A 17,525-nucleotide genomic window follows, 5' to 3' on the forward strand; every position below is an offset into this window, starting at 1 on the left:
TCAGCGAAGCACCGAGAACTCCTGCCAAAAGCAGCGATAATGCAACGCATGCTGCCCCCCATGCAATAAACTTTCCACGGAAGCCCCTAAAAGAAAGCGGGGACTGGAGGCCTTTGTATACCGAATATTGTCTCATAATGTTATACCCCGAAAAATGCTTTAATGACAACTGAGACAAGGACTAAAAATAAACAGGAGCCCCCCCAGCTCATCACCTCTTTGGAAATATCGCGGTCTCCGGAATTCCACTTAATGTACACCATTACCCCACCAATAATACCCACTACTGCGCCGATGGCCAGAGTCAAAGTTGTGACCGGATCGATATAGCTGGTTAGCGTAGAGGTCGCTGCATTAATTCCGGTTGTTCCGCCTCCTGCCTGCGCGGAGGCAGAAAGGGAAAATAAACTCATCATGCCTGGCAAAAGGAGTTTTAATTTGTTAGATTTATTCATAATGTTAGGATTTGATAATTTTAAAGCGAAAAAGTTCCACGAAGAAAAACGCCGCAAAGCAATAGAAAGATTGCGGAGAAGAACCATCCAACTACTTGTATATCCACGCGGTATTCTCTGTTTTGCCAGTTGATAAATACTCTAAGGCCACCCAGAATTCCCAAAATGGCCCCAAGGATTAATGAGAGATCTGAAAGCGCATAATATATTGACTTAATCTCTTCACTGGCTGAATTTAGTTCGCCAATACCGGGCTGGGCACTTCCATGGAAAGGAAAAAATATTAAGATCAGTGAGAGGCTTAGCGGATTTAGAAAGGGATTTTTTTCACAAACTCTATCGATTCGCTCTGACAGAGTTCTAAAATCTCCCCCAGGCTTACTCCTCCACTGGATTCACACCCCCCTGCGATCGCCCCCTGCTGCAATTCTTCAAAATGATGGCTATCTACGGACTTAACCTGAATTGATTTGGCAGAGATCTCTGGAGAAATCCCCGCAGACTGCTTTTTGGAATATAAGAAATCGTAGAACAGATTTGCTAAATAATACAGGCTGTAAAAAATAAGTACAGCCAGAGAAAACGTACTGAATTGATTCATAGATTTTAAGATTTGACAAAAAATGAATTATTTTAAAACATATTTGCAAAGTTCCTCTAGTGCTAAAAGGCACTTCTGAGTTAATAGATCGCCAACATTTAAACTTCTGAGTGAGGTGAGCTTTGCAGAGAAAGGAATGGGCTGGCTTACATACGCCAGCGAAGAAAGGGCGGAATTTAAATCATAGGAATACAAAAAACCAACTTTAGACTTCTCCACAGGAATAAATGCAACCCTTGAGCCTGGATTAATTCTGATACTTCTTAGCGCAGATTCCATTGCCTTGGTAACTGAAAACACATGACCATCAAATGGAATGAGTATACACGCACTCTTTCGTTGAATCTCTTCTGCCACCTTTGCACTTAGCGCGCAGGGAAAGTCAATAATCAAAATCTCCGAGCTGGACTCAAAACGAGAAAAAACTGCTGATAGCTGATCTATTGAACACGATAAGAAAGAAAACTCAGGATGATCATCAAGAACCAATGACCGCTGTTCTAACAAAGAGAGTTCTGTGGCTGGTTCCACTGAAAGAAGCGTTACTTTATTTTTCTTCAAACTCATAGAATAAGAGAGTAACAGTGAAAGCGTTGATTTCCCACTCCCCCCTTTTAAGCTGTAGATAAAAACAATCATAATAAAAAATTTTATCTCTTAAGCTGTAATGGCTTTTGCGTAGTTTGCATCTGCACTACAGGCAATGCATAAAGTTCACTGGAAGAAATTAGCCTTTGCGCTTTCTGATCATATAGGGTAAAACTGCTAACGCCAATAGCGTTGAAATGATAAATCATCTGCAAGCCATACTTTAATAATGCCTCAGAAAGATCTGAACGGTAGGCAATGATTTTTCTACGGTTTTTGTGAGCGATATTGCGGAATATTGGGGACGGCTCAGCGCTGTGTAACAGACTTTCTTTTTGTAATATAAAACTAATTCTATGTGCATATTCTTTTGGTAGCTTATGATTGATTAGTTTTTTAGATGCGGAAGAATATAAAAGCTTGATGAGGGTTTTACCCGATTTCTTTATGTAGTAATAATCTTTATGCTGAAAGCAGCTATACCCTTTTAACTTTAGCAGCGCGGAAAGAGAAGATAGCCCAGTGAGTTTTAAATGCTGCGCTTTAGATAAAATTGCATCAAGTTCTGCACGATCATCGATCCCGCATATCTTATTTAAGATATCAATAGCCCTCACCCGATCAAAGCTATCGGATATTTTCGAGCGGTTAGCTTTCACATCTGTAGATACAATATGAACGTGGTTATTATCTGAATCCTTATGAAAGAATATCAATACCGGCTGGTGGGAATATCCCATTTCAGCAACCCATTCAACAGCAATATGCTTTAATCCACTGCAGCCAAGGCTTCTTCCCTTAGCTGAAATCACAGCATGAAACTGATTGTTTTGACTTTTGGTATTTAGCGAAGCCTGGGCTAAAAAGTAGTTTTCGTAATCTTTAGCTCTAGGCGTCTGAAAATAATCAAGGATGCCAAATCCAGAGGTGTAAATCAGCTCAGCATCTCCTTTTTCAAGCTTCGAAAAATTATAGCTTACAGCAGGAAACCCCGCTGAACTGGTAAACAGGATCACATTTAATCTGCCCATATTGATTTTCGCTTTTATCTGAGTTCTTCCAGAAGTTTCCGCAAGAGGCTTTCTAATTGAGCCTGGATTTTTTCAACAGAATCTGTATCCGCTGGCGTGCGAGCATTTTGATTGTGATCGATTGCTGCCAGAGCAGTACAAATCTGATTTAAACTGATGAGTACCTGGGAAGCATCAGCATTGAAAAATTTATGCCCACATGTCATTTTTCTAATCAATTGAGATAGAGATAGCCCAAGCTGATTTGCTTTGTTTTCGAGTTTTAATTTTTCTTCCATGGTAAAAAAGCCCTTGATGGGCACGTTATGCCGCTGCACCTTTTTTTCTCTTCCCATAATTAATATTTTCTGGTGCCCTTGGTCTTATATCCCCTGATATTCTGTAGCCAGGATCGCGACTGCTTATCCAGAGCCATAATTTTACTATTGTAATCTGCATGGCCTTCATATAACCGGGAGCGGTCGCGGGCGGTTGGAACGGCTGCTAAAAATTCTACTGTGGCTTTTTTCCCCGCTGTATCGTGATCAAAAAACAGCTCAACAGATGATTTTTCTTTGCACAGCTCCACTGCTTTGGAAAGCAGCGAAACAGAGTTCAACACAATCACGGAAGCTTCAGAAGAAGGAAATTCTCTTTTATATGACAAATAATCCATTAGCCCTTCAAATACGGCCACGTGGTTTTCACTGCCAGAAAACACGCTCAGGTCTTTTTTACCCAGACACCCTTTAAAAAACTCATTTCTCACTTCCCAACCTTCACTTCTATTTTGCCACGCGGCAGCATAGCGCTGCTTTTTCTCCTCACCTCTGCTGGTAAAGTAGTATAGTTCGCTAATAATTCCCTGGGCTTGGGGAAGTATTCCCCTTGAATTTAAATAGGCTCTGATTAAAAGGTTAGATCCAAGCGGTCTGGATTCTTTAATCTGATAACTTGGAGTGCGCAGTGGTGTTTCTACTTTGCCGGATTGCTGGAATTGCGAGGCGGGTAGCGCTACTATATGTTGCAGTTTTTCCATTGCCTCTCTAAAAGAAAGTTCTGGCCAGTAGTGCATTGCCAAATCAATTACAGTTCCTCCTTTGCCCAGGCCGTGGTCATACCAAAATCCCAAACTTTCATTTACGCAGAATGAGGGGGTTCTATCATTATCTCTTAACATAGAAATATAAAAGAGCTCTCCGCCAGAACTACCTTTAGGGTAGTGCCCAAGCGCTTCCAAAAGTGAACGAAGGGATATCTGGTCTTTGAGGGTGGCAAGATTTACTTTTTCATTCTTCATCGCAAAATTTATTTACTGGATAACTAATCCTTTACTTTTAACTCATAAAAAAAGCAACCGAGCCGAACTTGCTTACCACATGCCGGCTGGATTGCTTTTCACCAGCAAAAAATACGCTGGTATTTTATTATCGAAGGTACTCACGTCAGTCCATACAGACCGGGCCATTACAGCCTGCCAATGCGTTTTCGTGGATAAGTCTACGCTTACCACTTCGCAAAATTTTTAGCTTTTGCCAAATAATGCTTTCCTTCCTAATGTCAAAGATCTGAGCAGGGTAAAACTGAAAATTTTCCAGCTTGTTAATACGTTTCTGCTTTTGTCCCAACTGGGACCACATTTACTTTTCATAGGAATAAAGTTATCAATTGAATATTTTCAGAGGATATTTTGAGCCATAATGATCTTATTATGAGCTAGTTTAAAACGTTCGAATACAGATTGAACTTGCGGGGATAATTCTATAATGCCGTTGAGTTGTAGCGGGTACTTCTTTTCCAGTTTTATGGACAAGTGCATGATTCAGGAGCCGGGAAATACCATAGAAAGGATAGTAGAAATTTTAGACTTGGATAAAAGGAAATGGTTGTTTATTCTCTGGTGATCGCTATTCTAAAACTCATTTATTGTTAATTGGAAACCCTTATACGGCTCGGCGTTAATAAATTTAAAGCGGGGCGGATAACCGAATACTAAACCTATCACCACCCATTAAAGATTAGCCTAGCTGATCTCACCGATTACATCTTAGAAAATTCACATGGTAAATTGATATTTTTTTCTTGATTCAATTTTGCCTGCTGTGTTACTGCTAATTCAACTACAGACGTTTTCAGGAAAAAATTTTTGCGCTAATTTATATCCGTCCCCTTCTAATACTTTCACGGTATTCTTCTTCCAATTGACTTTTATAATATCTGTCGCCACCAGGCATTTTTAGCGGCCTGAGCTTTCCCTCTTTCACTTTCCGCTTATAAGTAGCCTCGCTAATGTTGAGGTAATCTTTTACCTGCTGCCTGGTCATCTGCTCATCTAATAAGTGAATTTGTTTGCCTTCATAATTGCCGGTATGATGCAGCAATAGAAAATATATTTTATAAAGCACATCTAATAAAGCATCAATCTTATTCATAACTTTAAGCTTAAAGTTTATTGCTCTGAAGCAGTTTTTCCGCCACATGCACCGAATTTAAGCAAGCAAAAATTTAATCCTTAATCTTAAAATGAACCAAACTGGTTTTGATTGTAAGTGAATCTATTTGACTTCAATTGCTAAGGTCCCGAGGATATTTATGGGAATTGAATATTCAGATAAGAAAAACGCTCATCCTGATATCTTGATATCCCTGCCAAAGAACCATACTGTTGATCTATGCGGATTGAAACATATTCTATAGTTCTTTCCAGAAGCTGTGACTGCGATGCAATAGGATACTTTAGAAAAACGTTAATGCCAACCGATGATAAGGAAAATTTAAACAATGGTACCGATTGATCCTGATTTGGATACATCCTGGTTAAACTCTCAAATAAAGGAAGCAAAACTCCTGAAACGATTTTTTTAGATAGCACGGCACTTGGGCATTCAATTTCCGGGGCTAAGAAATCTGAAGAGCGGATTTTTCGCATCCGCACGCGCAGCTCCATCTGAGCAACTTCTTGCTGAATTGTTCGAGGCGCAGTAAAATCACTGCGGTTAGTCAGGTACCTAAGGGTATCGGCAATTCCAATTAACATTTCCCGTGAGTTATGATCATGTTGTGGAGTTTGACTCAACAGGTAATTTAGTGATCCATACAAAAAGTGTCCGTCCGCAATAACGTTGAAAATTTCTGAATTGCCGTAATGGTGCTTACCTCTAGCCTTATCGGTTAACTCTTGGTTAAATTTAAATTCAAGCAATTTATACCGCTGTTCGCGTTCATCAAAGAACCTACTTAAATAAAAGTAGGCGAACGCACTGAAAATATAAAAACTAAACCGGTAGAGGTAGCCGCATGCATCCCTAACGCTCAGACCCCCATCACTCCACTTGGTGTGGTAAAAGTAGTTCAATAAATAATCCAGCGAATATTTGGATAAAACATACAGGCCCAAAACGCCTAATAATGCCATCGGGATTTTGTAGATGGATATATATATATTCCGTGCAGCCCACGGGAGTGCAACACGGCAGAGAAAATAGAAGAAGACAATATTAACTGCATAATGAAACAATGAAAGAAAAAACGGTGGTGTTTCTGCTAAAAACCCAAGGGCTAAAAGCTGATCAAACAGTATATATATAATCCAGTAAACGTAATGCCAAAAAAATTGGGGCAACTTTTTAGTAAGAAGGTTATGTTTCATAATACATGTATTTAAATCCACTATCAAGGCAACTCATCCCAGATGTTAAAAATGCCATTCTTAGCTATCTAGGTTGCCGGGATGACACCAAAAATCAAGCTCAAGGTAAAGACAGTCTTTATCTTCAGGCCGCCACAGCATGTGAAGATTACTACCTCGACAGATCCTACCGTAACGACTTCATCTGTTCTGACGCATTAATTGTTTAGCCAGTCCTTAGGGACTGGTTGCTCATCTTTCTGGATACATAACCCATAAAACGCTCACGATAAGCAGTACCGATAACCACGGTCTGCGAAAAGAGATGAATCTGGTTGCCACTAATCTCTCTAACTGTATCCAGATTGATCATCTCGCTTCTGCTTACCCGCATAAAACGCGAATCCCCATCAAACAACCTTTCTACGTAGTCAAGGGTCGCACGTATTTTATAGCTTTGCTGATTGGTAAAAATTTCGAGGTAATTGCTTCCTTTTAAAGACCTTACCAGTTGAATGGATTCGATTTGCACTCTTGATATTTTCCCTTTGACTTCTATTGGAAGATAAAGGCTATCATCTGCAAATTGTTCACTCTTTTGAGGAATCTCGCTTTGCTTGGATAAAATTCTGATTATGGTGCTGTTGAAATCTAATTGTGAAATTGGTTTGAGTAGATAGGCATCTGCATTAACGGTATAACCTTCAACTGCATATTGATCATAAGCTGTAGCAAAGACCAGATATCTGAATTTATCCCGTAATTGCCGGGCAAGATCTATTCCGGATATACCAGGCATCTGAACATCAATAAAAGCAATATCGATGTGATCCGAAGAACTAATGTCTGCCATAGCTCTTAAAGAATCAAAATACCATTTGTAAAGGTATAGCCTGGGATGATCCCTGACCAATTGATGAATTAATTTGCCATCCGCGATTTCATCATCAACAACTACACACCTGAGCATTTTCTCCATATCTGTTAGTTTTGGAAGGCCATAAATTAAACAATTCAGGAATATCACCAAAGTTTGTATATCATTAATTTACATTCCGAACCTTTTTTAACATTATATTGAAATTTAGCTTTCATAAAAGAGCAATTCGCCCCACAATACAGCTGATTCATCCCAAAAGGCAATATTGGTTTGCTTTTTTTTATTATTTCATGCAAAAAATTGCGAAATCAAGTTAAAGTTGAGATTATTCAGCTGAATCCCGGCTGTCAAATTCTGGCAGCTGGTAATACCATTTTCCTGAAATCCTTTTGGCAGGGATCAAATTATTTTTCTTTATTCTATAGAGTGAGCTGTCGCTAATTTTGAGCAACTGTTTTATGTCAGCGCTATCTAGCCATTGTGATTTAATTGGGGGTATGCTGCTATTGCGCTCATCTACCTTTGAAAGGATTTGAACGAGCAGGTTTGTTAATTCGTCAAGTCTGTTGAGGAGTTCTTGGTACATAAACGATGAGTTTAAGGTGATGTGGAAAAGGTATGATCCGGCCGTACAACAAAGTTCCGCAGTTTCTTTAAAGAAAAAATTCACTTACCAAAAAAGGAACACCGATGGAGATCAAAATTTTTAAAGAATACTTAAGTGGCCTCGCGCAGCTTTCCCAGCAAAGCGAAACAAACCTGTTTTCCAGAATGAAAACACTACACCTGGATAAAGGTGCACAGATACTTTTTCCAGGTGAAATGTGTAAAAATCTATACTTTATCACTGAAGGCTTTTTCAGGATTTATTCCTATGCCAGCGGGCAGGATATAACAGTTGAATTTTTCGGTCCGGGAAGCCTGATGACCTCACTCGAAAGTTTCTACAACAGGAGGCGCGGTAATGAGGGAATCGTATGTGAACAGCCTGGAAAGCTACTACAATTCAATTATTACGACTGGCGGGCGATGGAAGATCAATCCCCTGATTTTTTATTTCTTTCCAATGCAATTCTTAAGCAAAATCTCCTTAGAAAAAACCAGGAGGTTTCCCAATTACGAGGGGGATCATCAAAGCAGAATTTTTTAGAACTACAACGCAGATTTCCGCAAATAAACCGTTTGGTCAGCCAAAAACATATCGCCTCCTATCTGGGGATTTCTGAACCGACCATGAGCGGTATTTTAAAGGATTTACTTTTTCAACGGAATTATTAGACCGAGTTTTTCTTTGATTGTCGATGTGCCAGTTTCCTTGTTCTCGAAGAACTTTGGTCAAACAAGGAGGATTTTATTATGCCATCCCACAATCAAAAGCTACAAGATATACTTTTCCTGGTCAAGCAAAAACGTCTGTTAAACGCCCGGCATGCCGCTATGATGCTTGGTTGCAGCGAGCGAACAATAAAATCCTATTTAAAACGGCTTAGGGCGTCCGGGTACGATATATCATATGAAAAATCTCTTGGACGCTATCACCTCGATCAAGAATGAAAAGTGTAAAAACCGGCCGATAGGGTGTTAAAAATAAATCAATATGAATAGTTCTGCTACAAAATCTTCAAAAAAATTTAGCCTGCCTGGAGGGAACCATGTGGCAGGTTGTAAAAGCATGCTGTGGCAAAAAGGACATCTAATAAAAAGGATTTTATTGCTATCATCCATTTACACACACAAAAAAATTATATCCCTGTTAAGCTGTGCAAATTGTCTGAGTGTTCACGACCGGAAACATACCTGCTTCACGGGGTACCCGGACGGAACCGCTTCCGCCCGGGAAAGGGATGACTATATAAATAAAAAAATACGTCTCCGGCATACTCCGCCTCAGGATAATCAAATTATTAATCACTTCTCAATTAAAAAACAATGAATAAGAATTTCAAAATAAAAAGAATCGCTGCAGCAGTGGTACTTTCATTAACCACCATCGTAGGCTTTAGTGCATTTACAGCAAATCACCAGTCCAGTAAGAATGCTCGGGTTGATTACTACTGGTACGATGCGCAAAGCGGAACATTGCTTTCTGAAACGCCAAGCGCGGTATCACCGAATGATTGTTTACAGGAGGGACCGATTGAATGTGCCAGGGGATTTTTGCAGCAAACCGATCAGCCGCAAACTGACACACCAGATCATATCGAATATAAAATGAACCCTTAGATTCGATAAATACTTATGCCCTGGAAGTAGGATGTTACCTTCCAGGGCATTATTTTTTTCAATTTATTCTCCGTAAAGAACAAGATAGGAAAGTGTCCTTTGTTCCTCTACAAACTCAATTCCATATTTTTTAAGTTGTTTGCGTACGTTATCCAGGTCATTGATCTTTCCTTTAAGGGAAATGTCAAAAGTGCCGTCATAATCTGCCTCGTTTAAAACGGGAAGACCATACTTTCTACCGGGATAACCTACAGTGGAACTAAAAAATTCGCGCATAGAGACATGCTCCAATTGATAATCAGAATCATCATCCACTTTGAAATGAATTACACGTTTGGTCTTTTCAGATTTAAGTTTACTCCTATCCACCAATTTTAAGACCAGTACCGGTGAGGTGCGTTCTTCAATTTTTGCGGATAGAGAGAAAAATCTTTTCATATCCATGAGCATGGATTCCTTGATTTCCTGTTCACTTGCGTTTTGGTGATAAAGTGCATAACAGTAGGAATGTTCCATCGACCATTCTTTACTTATTTTATCCGGAAACTTATATTCTTTTGCCTTTCCTTCCAGCACAACCCTTCGCCAGTCAGAGAAAGTATTTTTTTTATCCTGCATTGCTGCGATCAAAATGGTAAGCGGATTGCAGTTTCTAGCCTCATAACCTATAACTTTAAGGTTTATAGAGTCCCGCGTGTAACCGCTGGATGAGCCAGTGGCTTCTATACGTCTGGTTACAATAGAGGTATACAAGGGCTGCACAGAGGTTTTATTTAACTGTTTCCATATTGGCTGATTTCTTGAAAAATCTGTTATTCCCTTGCCCATAGTGACAGGGCGCTTCTGGAAGTATTGCTTTAAATTTTCAGCGTTGCTGCTTTCCCCGTCAGTTGCGTAAAGATAAGTCCCATTTTCATCAATCCAGATGTGGGTGGGTACCACCTGAAAAGGAAATAGTTTTTTTAGCTGCTTATCTGCTACGACCATGGGCAGGGTATTTTTTTTAAAGATGTCAGATGTCTTCTTTAAAGCTTCTACTTTTTCAACACCGTCAGAGGTCACCATGATTACTTCAAGCTGGTTTTTAAATTCATTTTGCAGGGCTTGCATTTTAGGAATAGCGGCAATGCATGGCACGCAACCGGTTGTAAAAAAATCTATGATAATCAGTTTATTCTTTTTTTCCTGGAAGTCAAAGGTATTTGTTGAACCATAGATTTCAAGCGGAGTGACTTCGGGCATTTTGTTACCAGTTTGCAAAGGGGATAATTCCTGGGAAAACAGGTTGATTGAAAGCAGCAAAGAGGCAAGCAGAGTTGTGATATTTTTCATTTTGATTGTATTTATAATTAATTGTAACCTGGATTTTGGGTTAAGAGTGGGTTTCGGATAAGTTCATTGAATGGGATGGGGTAAAGACTATAAGCGGAAAGCCAGGTTGACTTTATCTCCCTCATAACCGGATCGATAGTACCTGTTCTTTTTAGATCTAGCCATCGGTGTCCCATTTCGCAGAAAAATTCCTTTTGCCGCTCGATGAGAATCAGCTTAATTAATTCCTCTTTCGAAATTTCTGGTGACTGTACAGATGCCAATGGAGTTCCTGCGCGCTTTCTGATTAAGTTTAAGTCGGTTATTGCTGAAGATAAATTGCCAAGTTGAGCCGCGGCTTCAGCCCGAATAAGTAGTATCTCTGCATAACGCAAAAACATATAATATTCACTAATGGATGATCCATTTTTAACTTTGTATTTATAAGGGTAGCTGTAGCTCACGTTAGATACTACAGCAGAATTTATCCAAAGCGTTCGCCGCTGGTCACCGGCAGTAAATAAATTAAGTAAGCTAGCGCTTATCCGGTATTGCGGCACGGATCCGCTGGCAGGGATAAAGGTGTTACCATCCCAGGTATTTATAGTTGTTGCAGTGATTGCGCCGGTTGGAAGCAACTGAAAAATAGCCTCATTACTACCTGCTAAAAATACATTGTTTAAATTACTGACAAGGGAATATTGATTAGAAGCGATGAGCTCGTTGGATGCCTGATAAGCATCATCCCATTTTTCAAGGTATAGATAAACTCTCGAAAGCAGCGCAGTCGCAGCCCATTTATTCACCCGCACGCGTCCTGTGGATGCATATGTAGCGGACAAGTTATTTTTCGCATCCAGTAAATCCGATAGGATCTGTGCATACAATTCTTCTTTTGAAGATCGTCCAACAGCTGAGCTTTGTTTATATTCAATAGTGGTGATCAGTGGTACGGGCCCGAAAAGGTTGTAAAGATAAAAATGGTAAAAAGCCCTGATAAACTTTGCCTCGCCAGTGAGCTGGGCTTTAACGGCTACAGAAACAGACCCACTGTTTTCCAGGCCCTGGATAATGCTATTGGCTTGAAAAATTAGATTATACGCTTTATTCCAGATGTAAGTACTCAGCAGACTATTACTGCTGGTCAAGGCATTATTGCTAAATTCATCGTATACCGCAATAGAAGAGGTTCGCGATATCTCCCCTGCTGAGAGTGAAGGATATAAAGAGAGTCCAAAATTTCCGACTGCACCATTTAAATTGGTCATGTCCTGATAAAGGCCTAATACTGCCGAAGTCGCTGTTGCGTCATCAAGAAAAACTTCCTGCGCAATTATGCGGTCTTTGGGCGCAGATACCTCAACAATTTTCTCGCAGGATGAGGCAAAAAACAGGGTGAACAATAGCCCGCTAATGATAAAATTTGTTATGTGATTTTTCATGCTAAAATGTGGTTTGAATTCCGAAGGTTATGTTTTTTAATGGACCGGTTTTGAGTAGCGTTTGCGTTTCGGGATCGGCATATTGATATCCGGTAATCAAGAATAGATTCTGCGCATTTGCATATACCCTCACCCGGTCTACCCCTATTTTACCGGTCAACTTTTTAGAGAGTTCATACCCCATTGCTACGTTTTTTAACCGAACATAGGATGCATCACCTATTTTGAAGTTAGAACCGTATAAGCGGATGTTGTTGATTGCGGTATAAGCGGCAGATCCAACTGTGCTAGTATACCTGGGTAGCGTTGACTCAGGGTTTGAGGCTGTCCATCTGTCTAAAGCCAATACAGGTTGATTAAACATTGTTCCGGGATATGTGGCGTTGCTAAACATATTGCCCATTACCGTAGTCCCTAACTGCTTCTTAAACTCAAACAGGAAACTTAAACTAAAATTACCATAGCTAAATTCATTGGATAATCCGCCATAAAATTTAGGATCTAAATTTCCCAGGTTTGTATTTTTATCTGTGGCATAAACTGGGCTTGTAGTCAAAGTTCCATCTGCCTTTTTAAATTGAGGAATACCTGTCGAAGGATCAATTCCAGCATAATCAAATCCATAAAGGATGCTAAGGGGCTGACCGATTATTAAATAATTATAGCTCGAAGTGGTTAAATTTTCAAAATGGATCAACTTATTTTTAGGAATGGAAAAATTAACTGAGCTTGTCCATTTAAACTTACCCGATAAAACATTTGTACTTCCGACTTCTATTTCTACTCCGCTGTTTTGAACAGTTGCCGGAAAATTTGCAATAATGGAAGTCGCACCAGTTTGAGCAGGGAGGGCAAAACTCAAGAGCTGATTGCTGCTTCTGTTGTTATAATATGCAGTATTAACAGTCACTCTGTTATTAAAAAGTCCAAGTTCTAAGGCCACTTCAAACTTTTTATTTTTCTCCCAAACATAATCTGCATTTGGAAGCCCGGTTGGGTATAATCCAAATACGCCTTGAAAAGCAGTGGTTTTAGCACTATAGGTGTTCAGGTATGCATAGTCTCCAATTTTATCGTTACCAGTCAAACCAAAACTTGCCCGAAGTTTTCCAAAGCTTAAAAATGGAATTAGATCTCCCAAGGCTTCTTTTGAAGTAAAGATGTACGCCGCACCTAATGAACCAAAATTTGAAAATCTCCTGTTAGGTCCAAATCTTGATGATCCGTCTCTTCTTGCTGTGAGGTTTAAAATATAGGTATCACTATAATTAACATTTATCCTGCTAAACAGCGCAGCGTACTTATAATCTGCAGAAGAAGCGGAAACCGTACTACTTGCAGCTGAAGGAGATCCCAAAAGCAAATCATTAGTATAGCCCGTTGCAATTATTGAACTGGATTTATTGCTATTTACCTGATAGGTTCCCCCCAATAAAATATTAAGCTTTATTTCTCCAAAGGATTTACTGTAATCCAGTTGAGGTTCAAGGATTACTGAACTATAGCTGGCATCTGAAAATGCTGAGGAACCGGTCGGATTGGTGGATGGATCTAGTGAGCGGATTGGAATCCGGCTGTCTTCAGTACTTTGGAGCAAATTATATCCTGCGCTTGCTTTAAACCTCAGGGTTTCTGAAATCTTATAACCCGCTTGTAGATTAGAAACTAAATTTCTAGTGGTGCCTTTAAAAACCCGCTCTAAAAATGCCAACGGATTGGTAAAGCTGTAGCCATTTGACGACCAGTTCAGCTTCCCATCTTCGGTATATAAACTCGGCAGATTGGGTGGCAAATTTAAATAAGCGGCCAGATCGGTTGAAGTCAGGTTATTGCTGGTTGCTGTAAAATTCCCCGAAAAATTTAGGTCAAACTTTTTGTTGCCTGAAGTATGTCCTAAATTAAATAACACAGACCCTCTATTGTTTCCAAAATCACCGGGAATAACTGCGCCTTGTCTGTTATATGATCCGCTAAGCAAAAACTGCGTATCGTTATTTCCCCCAGAAATGGATAAATTGGCATTGGAGGTTTGTGCAGTTTTATCCATCAAAAGTTCTTTGAAGTTGGTGTAGCGCGTAGTATCCCAAACTAGAATATCATAAGCATTTGCCATAGTCATTGCTACATTATCATTCCTGAATGCTTCTTTACGCATTGATAGATACTGGCTGGTATTGAGCCAGTCGCTGGACCTTGTGATTCGGCTTAATCCATAGTTAAAATTTGCATCAATTTTAGTTTTGCCTGCCTTTCCTTTTTTAGTGCGAATGAGAATTACACCGTTTGAACCTCTACTTCCATAAATAGCTGTCGCATCGGCATCTTTCAAAATGTCGATTTGTTCGATGTCATCGGGATTTATGCTGTTGAAAGGGCTTATCGATCCCGCAGCATTCCGACCTACAACACTTAAATCACTATTATTAGCAGCAAAAGGAATCCCATCGACAATAAATAATGGATCATTTGAAATCGTAGAGCTAATGGATGTCCTCCCTCGCAATTGAACTTTTACATTTGCCCCTGGAAGTCCCCCAGTCGAGGTTACGATTAGTCCCGGCACTTTGCCATACATAGTTTCCAGCGGATTTGAAACAGGCTGCTTAGATATATCAGCGGCCGAAATTGTAGCATTAGATCCTGTGTTTAGTTTCTTGGTCGTCGTCCCATAGGCGATCACAACAACATCGTCTAATGAACCGCTAGATTCTTCAAGAGTTATATCAAATAAAGTTTTTGGCCCATAAGCTATAGTAACTGATTTATAGCCAACGCTAGACACTATAAATTCACCAACTGGCTTAGATGTGACGAGTTTAAACCTCCCGTCATTGTCGGTAATAATTTTATGATTGTTATCGCCATTAATGACAATAGTAGATCCGGAAATCGCTCGACCATTCGTGTTGGTTACACGTCCTGATAGTTGAGTTTGAATGGGCTGCGCATGGGCATAAAAGTTTAGGCAAAGCTCCGCCAGCAGAATAAATTGTAATATTTTTTTCATGATGTTAGTTTGTTTGGTAAAAGAAAACTGGTCGGGGGGGAATTAAGACAGGTTAATATCAAGAAATATTAAAAATTCCTGCCTTAATTGAATTGCTTAAACTGGATTTTTAGGCTTTAGCGCGTAAAGCCTATCAAATAAAAATTGTTTGTACAGGCTCATTATATAAGTTCGAAGGAATCTAAAAATCAACATTAAACCAGCCCTTCCTGCATAACCAAATGCAGGTATGATTTACCATACTTGGAATTAGGGAAAAAGATTACTACCTTGGAATTGCGAAAAACCATGTATTGCACTTTTGCCTAATCCGCAATAAAGGGCTGGTACCAAGCTAAATTATATCTAAAGAGGCATTGTCCGCTCTCAACAAAAAAGCCTCTACTGATTTGATATATTTAAACTTGGAATTCTATTAGCTCGCACTACGAGGGGGAACAAATAATGTTCTTAAATAATAGCTGTAAGGAACAATTACGGATCACTTCCTGGAGGTGAATCATTTTGTTGGCGCTTAACTTGTTCGTTTTCATAAATGGTTAATTTTTATGTAAAACGATGTGGACTCAATAAAAGCAAATAGGAAACCATATTGGAAGAAACCAATAGGGCGAAACTCAATGCTTTCGAGTGAGGTACCGCTAAGAACCACACAAACCTTAGTTTGTGTTCCACAAAAGACTGACATGAGCTCCGCCCTATTGAATAAGATATCACGAAGATAGCAAAACTCAATAGTATTGGCGAACTCACGATCGGCTCATGTGGAAATTTAGCGGTTTTCACTCATGAGAGACATCGTTAAAGCTAGGATATCCTAACCCTACTTGTCGCTATAAATAACTGACAACAAATATAATAATAATAATATAATTAAAAAATTATTTCTATTAATTATTGATGAATGACATGGATGTTGCTTTCGAGTATGCTCAACAATTGAAACGTTATATGAAACGCTTCGGCCTGCATAATGTAGATATCGCACATCTCGCCAAAACTAATAGTAAGGTTATATCGGGGATTTTAAAAGGACAAAAAGGAGCTGTTTTAAAAACGCTAGAAGGAATATCAAATATATTTGGTTTAAGGTATTTCGAGTTTGGTAATCCAGACTATCCTATTCCCTCTTCTGAAACCATTCCTGAAAATACTAAGCAAAGAATAATATACCGTAAAAAAGCGGGAACTCCGGAGGAGATCACTTATACTCAAAGCGATATTAACGAACGAATAAGACAGGTACTTGCCAACTATCATATTAGAAGTGAATTCTTGGGTCAGGAAATCGCCAATAGCATTTTAGAAAAATATGGAGAAAGTTACTCTGTAAGTGAAATAATAGACCGTCTTAAAAAAACATTTAAGGGAAATATTGAAAAGACGAATAGAAAACATACCGCAAGAAAAGGACGAGGACCAAAGCCTGTGTATTATAAATTAACCAAATCTGTTAAAAAATAAACGATGGCAAAAATTATTGTACAGTGTTGAGGAATACCCGTTTGGGCAACCACAAAGGTTTAGCGTTGGAATTAACGGCAGCTTGTTAACCTTCGGTAATGGCATGTACCCGGTCTGAAAGCGTTCTGTTAAGCCTGAATTCCAGTTGTTATGGATCTCAAGAAGCTGGATGATGTCCTGATCCACCAGCGGAATGATGAGACCGCGCTCATCGGCATAGGTATCCCGGCACCGGCGGATGAAAAGGGACATGTCCTGGATGGTTCTGCAAATAATAAAACCAACCTTTCCACGTCTCTGGGAGAACCGGCCGCCAATCTGATCGAGTTGGTGCAAAGAACGGGGTGTTATATTTACCTAGAAAAGTATACGAGGAGATATTTGTCGAGACTATTGCGGATGCTTACCAAAATCAGGTTGGTTCCATCCTATATGAACGAAAACTGGATTCTAAGCGAATACAAGATCTGAATAAAAAAAATGAGAGGGCAAGGGATTTACTATTAAATAATGACATAGATGCTGAAAATTTTAGAGCAATAAAAAACGAGTGCAGCGACAAAATCTCTATTGTAGAGTCTAAACTATCCGAACTCAACTTAACAAATAAGGCTGTATTGAACATCCGACCAGTTGCTGAACGGGCAATTGAAAATTTAAATAAACTTGATTTATTTTATGAAAATTCCAGCGTTGAAGACAAAAGATACTTAGTAAGCTGCCTTTTTTCTGAAAAATTGTTATACGATGGAGACCGATATCGAACACTTTTGTTAAACGAAATAGAAGAGCATATCTATCTGAAAAACAAATAATTAGTAGCAAAAAAAAATGGGGCAAAAATCTTCGAAAAAATCTTTGCCCCACTGGGGGTCCTTGGGAGGACAAATTTCGAATATTTTTATCGTTCAAATGG

19 protein-coding genes are annotated in these 17,525 nt (G+C 39.4%); 5 read left to right on the plus strand and 14 right to left on the minus strand.

Going from position 1 to position 17,525, the window contains the following annotated elements:
* Positions 1–140: 140 nt before the first annotated feature.
* The 11 genes from ACJVDH_RS15225 to ACJVDH_RS15275 all read right to left on the minus strand — a co-directional run bounded on the left by ACJVDH_RS15225 (position 141) and on the right by ACJVDH_RS15275 (position 7,748).
* Entirely contained in the window at positions 141–455 is a 315-nt protein-coding gene (locus ACJVDH_RS15225; protein WP_443944260.1) for a DUF4134 domain-containing protein, read from the minus strand.
* Between the two features lie 20 nt (positions 456–475).
* A complete protein-coding gene (locus ACJVDH_RS15230) occupies positions 476–850 on the minus strand; it encodes a DUF4134 domain-containing protein (protein WP_443947629.1) in 375 nt (124 codons plus the stop codon).
* Positions 766–1,056: a hypothetical protein gene (locus ACJVDH_RS15235; protein WP_443944261.1), complete on the minus strand. Its 291-nt coding sequence runs from the start codon at positions 1,054–1,056 to the stop codon at positions 766–768. Before ACJVDH_RS15235 ends, ACJVDH_RS15230 begins: the two co-directional genes overlap by 85 nt.
* 27 nt (positions 1,057–1,083) lie before the next feature.
* Positions 1,084–1,695, minus strand: coding sequence for a nucleotide-binding protein (locus tag ACJVDH_RS15240; protein ID WP_443944262.1), 612 nt, complete (start codon positions 1,693–1,695; stop codon positions 1,084–1,086).
* A gap of 11 nt (positions 1,696–1,706) precedes the next feature.
* Positions 1,707–2,675 carry a relaxase/mobilization nuclease domain-containing protein gene (locus ACJVDH_RS15245; protein WP_443944263.1) on the minus strand — a complete coding sequence of 323 codons (969 nt, stop codon included), beginning with the start codon at positions 2,673–2,675 and terminating at the stop codon, positions 1,707–1,709.
* A gap of 14 nt (positions 2,676–2,689) precedes the next feature.
* Entirely contained in the window at positions 2,690–3,010 is a 321-nt protein-coding gene (locus ACJVDH_RS15250; RefSeq protein ID WP_443944264.1) for a plasmid mobilization protein, read from the minus strand.
* Positions 3,011–3,012: 2 nt separating this feature from the next.
* Positions 3,013–3,954 carry a toprim domain-containing protein gene (locus tag ACJVDH_RS15255; RefSeq protein ID WP_443944265.1) on the minus strand — a complete coding sequence of 314 codons (942 nt, stop codon included), beginning with the start codon at positions 3,952–3,954 and terminating at the stop codon, positions 3,013–3,015.
* An 856-nt stretch (positions 3,955–4,810) separates the two neighbouring features.
* Positions 4,811–5,086, minus strand: coding sequence for a helix-turn-helix transcriptional regulator (locus ACJVDH_RS15260; RefSeq protein ID WP_443944266.1), 276 nt, complete (start codon positions 5,084–5,086; stop codon positions 4,811–4,813).
* 158 nt (positions 5,087–5,244) lie between these two features.
* Positions 5,245–6,069, minus strand: coding sequence for a hypothetical protein (locus ACJVDH_RS15265; protein ID WP_443944267.1), 825 nt, complete (start codon positions 6,067–6,069; stop codon positions 5,245–5,247).
* Positions 6,070–6,508: 439 nt separating this feature from the next.
* Positions 6,509–7,261 carry a LytR/AlgR family response regulator transcription factor gene (locus ACJVDH_RS15270; RefSeq protein WP_443944268.1) on the minus strand — a complete coding sequence of 251 codons (753 nt, stop codon included), beginning with the start codon at positions 7,259–7,261 and terminating at the stop codon, positions 6,509–6,511.
* A 226-nt stretch (positions 7,262–7,487) separates the two neighbouring features.
* Positions 7,488–7,748 (minus strand): hypothetical protein, encoded by a 261-nt coding sequence (locus tag ACJVDH_RS15275; protein WP_443944269.1) that lies wholly within the window; start codon positions 7,746–7,748, stop codon positions 7,488–7,490.
* Between the two features lie 104 nt (positions 7,749–7,852).
* On the opposite strand from ACJVDH_RS15275, the gene ACJVDH_RS15280 reads away from it, so the two are divergent.
* The 3 genes from ACJVDH_RS15280 (at position 7,853) to ACJVDH_RS15290 (ending at position 9,385) form a co-directional block, all read left to right on the plus strand.
* Entirely contained in the window at positions 7,853–8,440 is a 588-nt protein-coding gene (locus ACJVDH_RS15280; RefSeq protein WP_443944270.1) for a Crp/Fnr family transcriptional regulator, read from the plus strand.
* A 78-nt stretch (positions 8,441–8,518) separates the two neighbouring features.
* Entirely contained in the window at positions 8,519–8,716 is a 198-nt protein-coding gene (locus ACJVDH_RS15285; RefSeq protein ID WP_443944271.1) for an HTH domain-containing protein, read from the plus strand.
* Positions 8,717–9,091: 375 nt separating this feature from the next.
* Positions 9,092–9,385, plus strand: a complete 294-nt coding sequence (locus ACJVDH_RS15290; protein ID WP_443944272.1) for a hypothetical protein — start codon at positions 9,092–9,094, stop codon at positions 9,383–9,385.
* Positions 9,386–9,448: 63 nt separating this feature from the next.
* Here ACJVDH_RS15290 and ACJVDH_RS15295 read toward each other — a convergent pair whose 3' ends face one another.
* From ACJVDH_RS15295 to ACJVDH_RS15305, 3 genes are read right to left on the minus strand one after another with little or no spacing between them, the layout of a single operon-like run.
* The gene (locus tag ACJVDH_RS15295; protein WP_443944273.1) at positions 9,449–10,717 is read right to left on the minus strand and encodes a TlpA family protein disulfide reductase; all 1,269 of its coding nucleotides are present in this window, start codon (positions 10,715–10,717) and stop codon (positions 9,449–9,451) included.
* A gap of 17 nt (positions 10,718–10,734) precedes the next feature.
* On the minus strand, positions 10,735–12,138 hold the full coding sequence (locus tag ACJVDH_RS15300; RefSeq protein ID WP_443944274.1) for a RagB/SusD family nutrient uptake outer membrane protein: 1,404 nt from the start codon (positions 12,136–12,138) through the stop codon (positions 10,735–10,737).
* 1 nt (position 12,139) lies between these two features.
* Positions 12,140–15,145: a SusC/RagA family TonB-linked outer membrane protein gene (locus ACJVDH_RS15305; RefSeq protein ID WP_443944275.1), complete on the minus strand. Its 3,006-nt coding sequence runs from the start codon at positions 15,143–15,145 to the stop codon at positions 12,140–12,142.
* A 900-nt stretch (positions 15,146–16,045) separates the two neighbouring features.
* Here ACJVDH_RS15305 and ACJVDH_RS15310 point away from each other — a divergent pair.
* Both ACJVDH_RS15310 and ACJVDH_RS15315 read left to right on the plus strand, forming a co-directional pair.
* Positions 16,046–16,609 carry a hypothetical protein gene (locus tag ACJVDH_RS15310; protein WP_443944276.1) on the plus strand — a complete coding sequence of 188 codons (564 nt, stop codon included), beginning with the start codon at positions 16,046–16,048 and terminating at the stop codon, positions 16,607–16,609.
* Between the two features lie 344 nt (positions 16,610–16,953).
* The gene (locus tag ACJVDH_RS15315; protein ID WP_443944277.1) at positions 16,954–17,424 is read left to right on the plus strand and encodes a hypothetical protein; all 471 of its coding nucleotides are present in this window, start codon (positions 16,954–16,956) and stop codon (positions 17,422–17,424) included.
* Positions 17,425–17,525 lie beyond the last annotated feature (101 nt).

Origin of the sequence: Pedobacter terrestris (genome assembly GCF_052343045.1) — a bacterium.
Taxonomy (GTDB): Bacteria; Bacteroidota; Bacteroidia; order Sphingobacteriales; family Sphingobacteriaceae; genus Pedobacter.

Bases quoted from the DNA above. Each gene is read 5' to 3' on its own strand.
- ACJVDH_RS15225 (WP_443944260.1), bottom strand. From the start codon at position 455: ATGAATAAATCTAACAAATTAAAACTCCTTTTGCCAGGCATGATGAGT.
- ACJVDH_RS15235 (WP_443944261.1), bottom strand. From the start codon at position 1,056: ATGAATCAATTCAGTACGTTTTCTCTGGCTGTACTTATTTTTTACAGC.
- ACJVDH_RS15240 (WP_443944262.1), bottom strand. From the start codon at position 1,695: ATGATTGTTTTTATCTACAGCTTAAAAGGGGGGAGTGGGAAATCAACG.
- ACJVDH_RS15245 (WP_443944263.1), bottom strand. From the start codon at position 2,675: ATGGGCAGATTAAATGTGATCCTGTTTACCAGTTCAGCGGGGTTTCCT.
- ACJVDH_RS15250 (WP_443944264.1), bottom strand. From the start codon at position 3,010: ATGGGAAGAGAAAAAAAGGTGCAGCGGCATAACGTGCCCATCAAGGGC.
- ACJVDH_RS15255 (WP_443944265.1), bottom strand. From the start codon at position 3,954: ATGAAGAATGAAAAAGTAAATCTTGCCACCCTCAAAGACCAGATATCC.
- ACJVDH_RS15260 (WP_443944266.1), bottom strand. From the start codon at position 5,086: ATGAATAAGATTGATGCTTTATTAGATGTGCTTTATAAAATATATTTT.
- ACJVDH_RS15265 (WP_443944267.1), bottom strand. From the start codon at position 6,069: ATGGCATTATTAGGCGTTTTGGGCCTGTATGTTTTATCCAAATATTCG.
- ACJVDH_RS15270 (WP_443944268.1), bottom strand. From the start codon at position 7,261: ATGGAGAAAATGCTCAGGTGTGTAGTTGTTGATGATGAAATCGCGGAT.
- ACJVDH_RS15275 (WP_443944269.1), bottom strand. From the start codon at position 7,748: ATGTACCAAGAACTCCTCAACAGACTTGACGAATTAACAAACCTGCTC.
- ACJVDH_RS15280 (WP_443944270.1), top strand. From the start codon at position 7,853: ATGGAGATCAAAATTTTTAAAGAATACTTAAGTGGCCTCGCGCAGCTT.
- ACJVDH_RS15285 (WP_443944271.1), top strand. From the start codon at position 8,519: ATGCCATCCCACAATCAAAAGCTACAAGATATACTTTTCCTGGTCAAG.
- ACJVDH_RS15290 (WP_443944272.1), top strand. From the start codon at position 9,092: ATGAATAAGAATTTCAAAATAAAAAGAATCGCTGCAGCAGTGGTACTT.
- ACJVDH_RS15295 (WP_443944273.1), bottom strand. From the start codon at position 10,717: ATGAAAAATATCACAACTCTGCTTGCCTCTTTGCTGCTTTCAATCAAC.
- ACJVDH_RS15300 (WP_443944274.1), bottom strand. From the start codon at position 12,138: ATGAAAAATCACATAACAAATTTTATCATTAGCGGGCTATTGTTCACC.
- ACJVDH_RS15305 (WP_443944275.1), bottom strand. From the start codon at position 15,145: ATGAAAAAAATATTACAATTTATTCTGCTGGCGGAGCTTTGCCTAAAC.
- ACJVDH_RS15310 (WP_443944276.1), top strand. From the start codon at position 16,046: ATGAATGACATGGATGTTGCTTTCGAGTATGCTCAACAATTGAAACGT.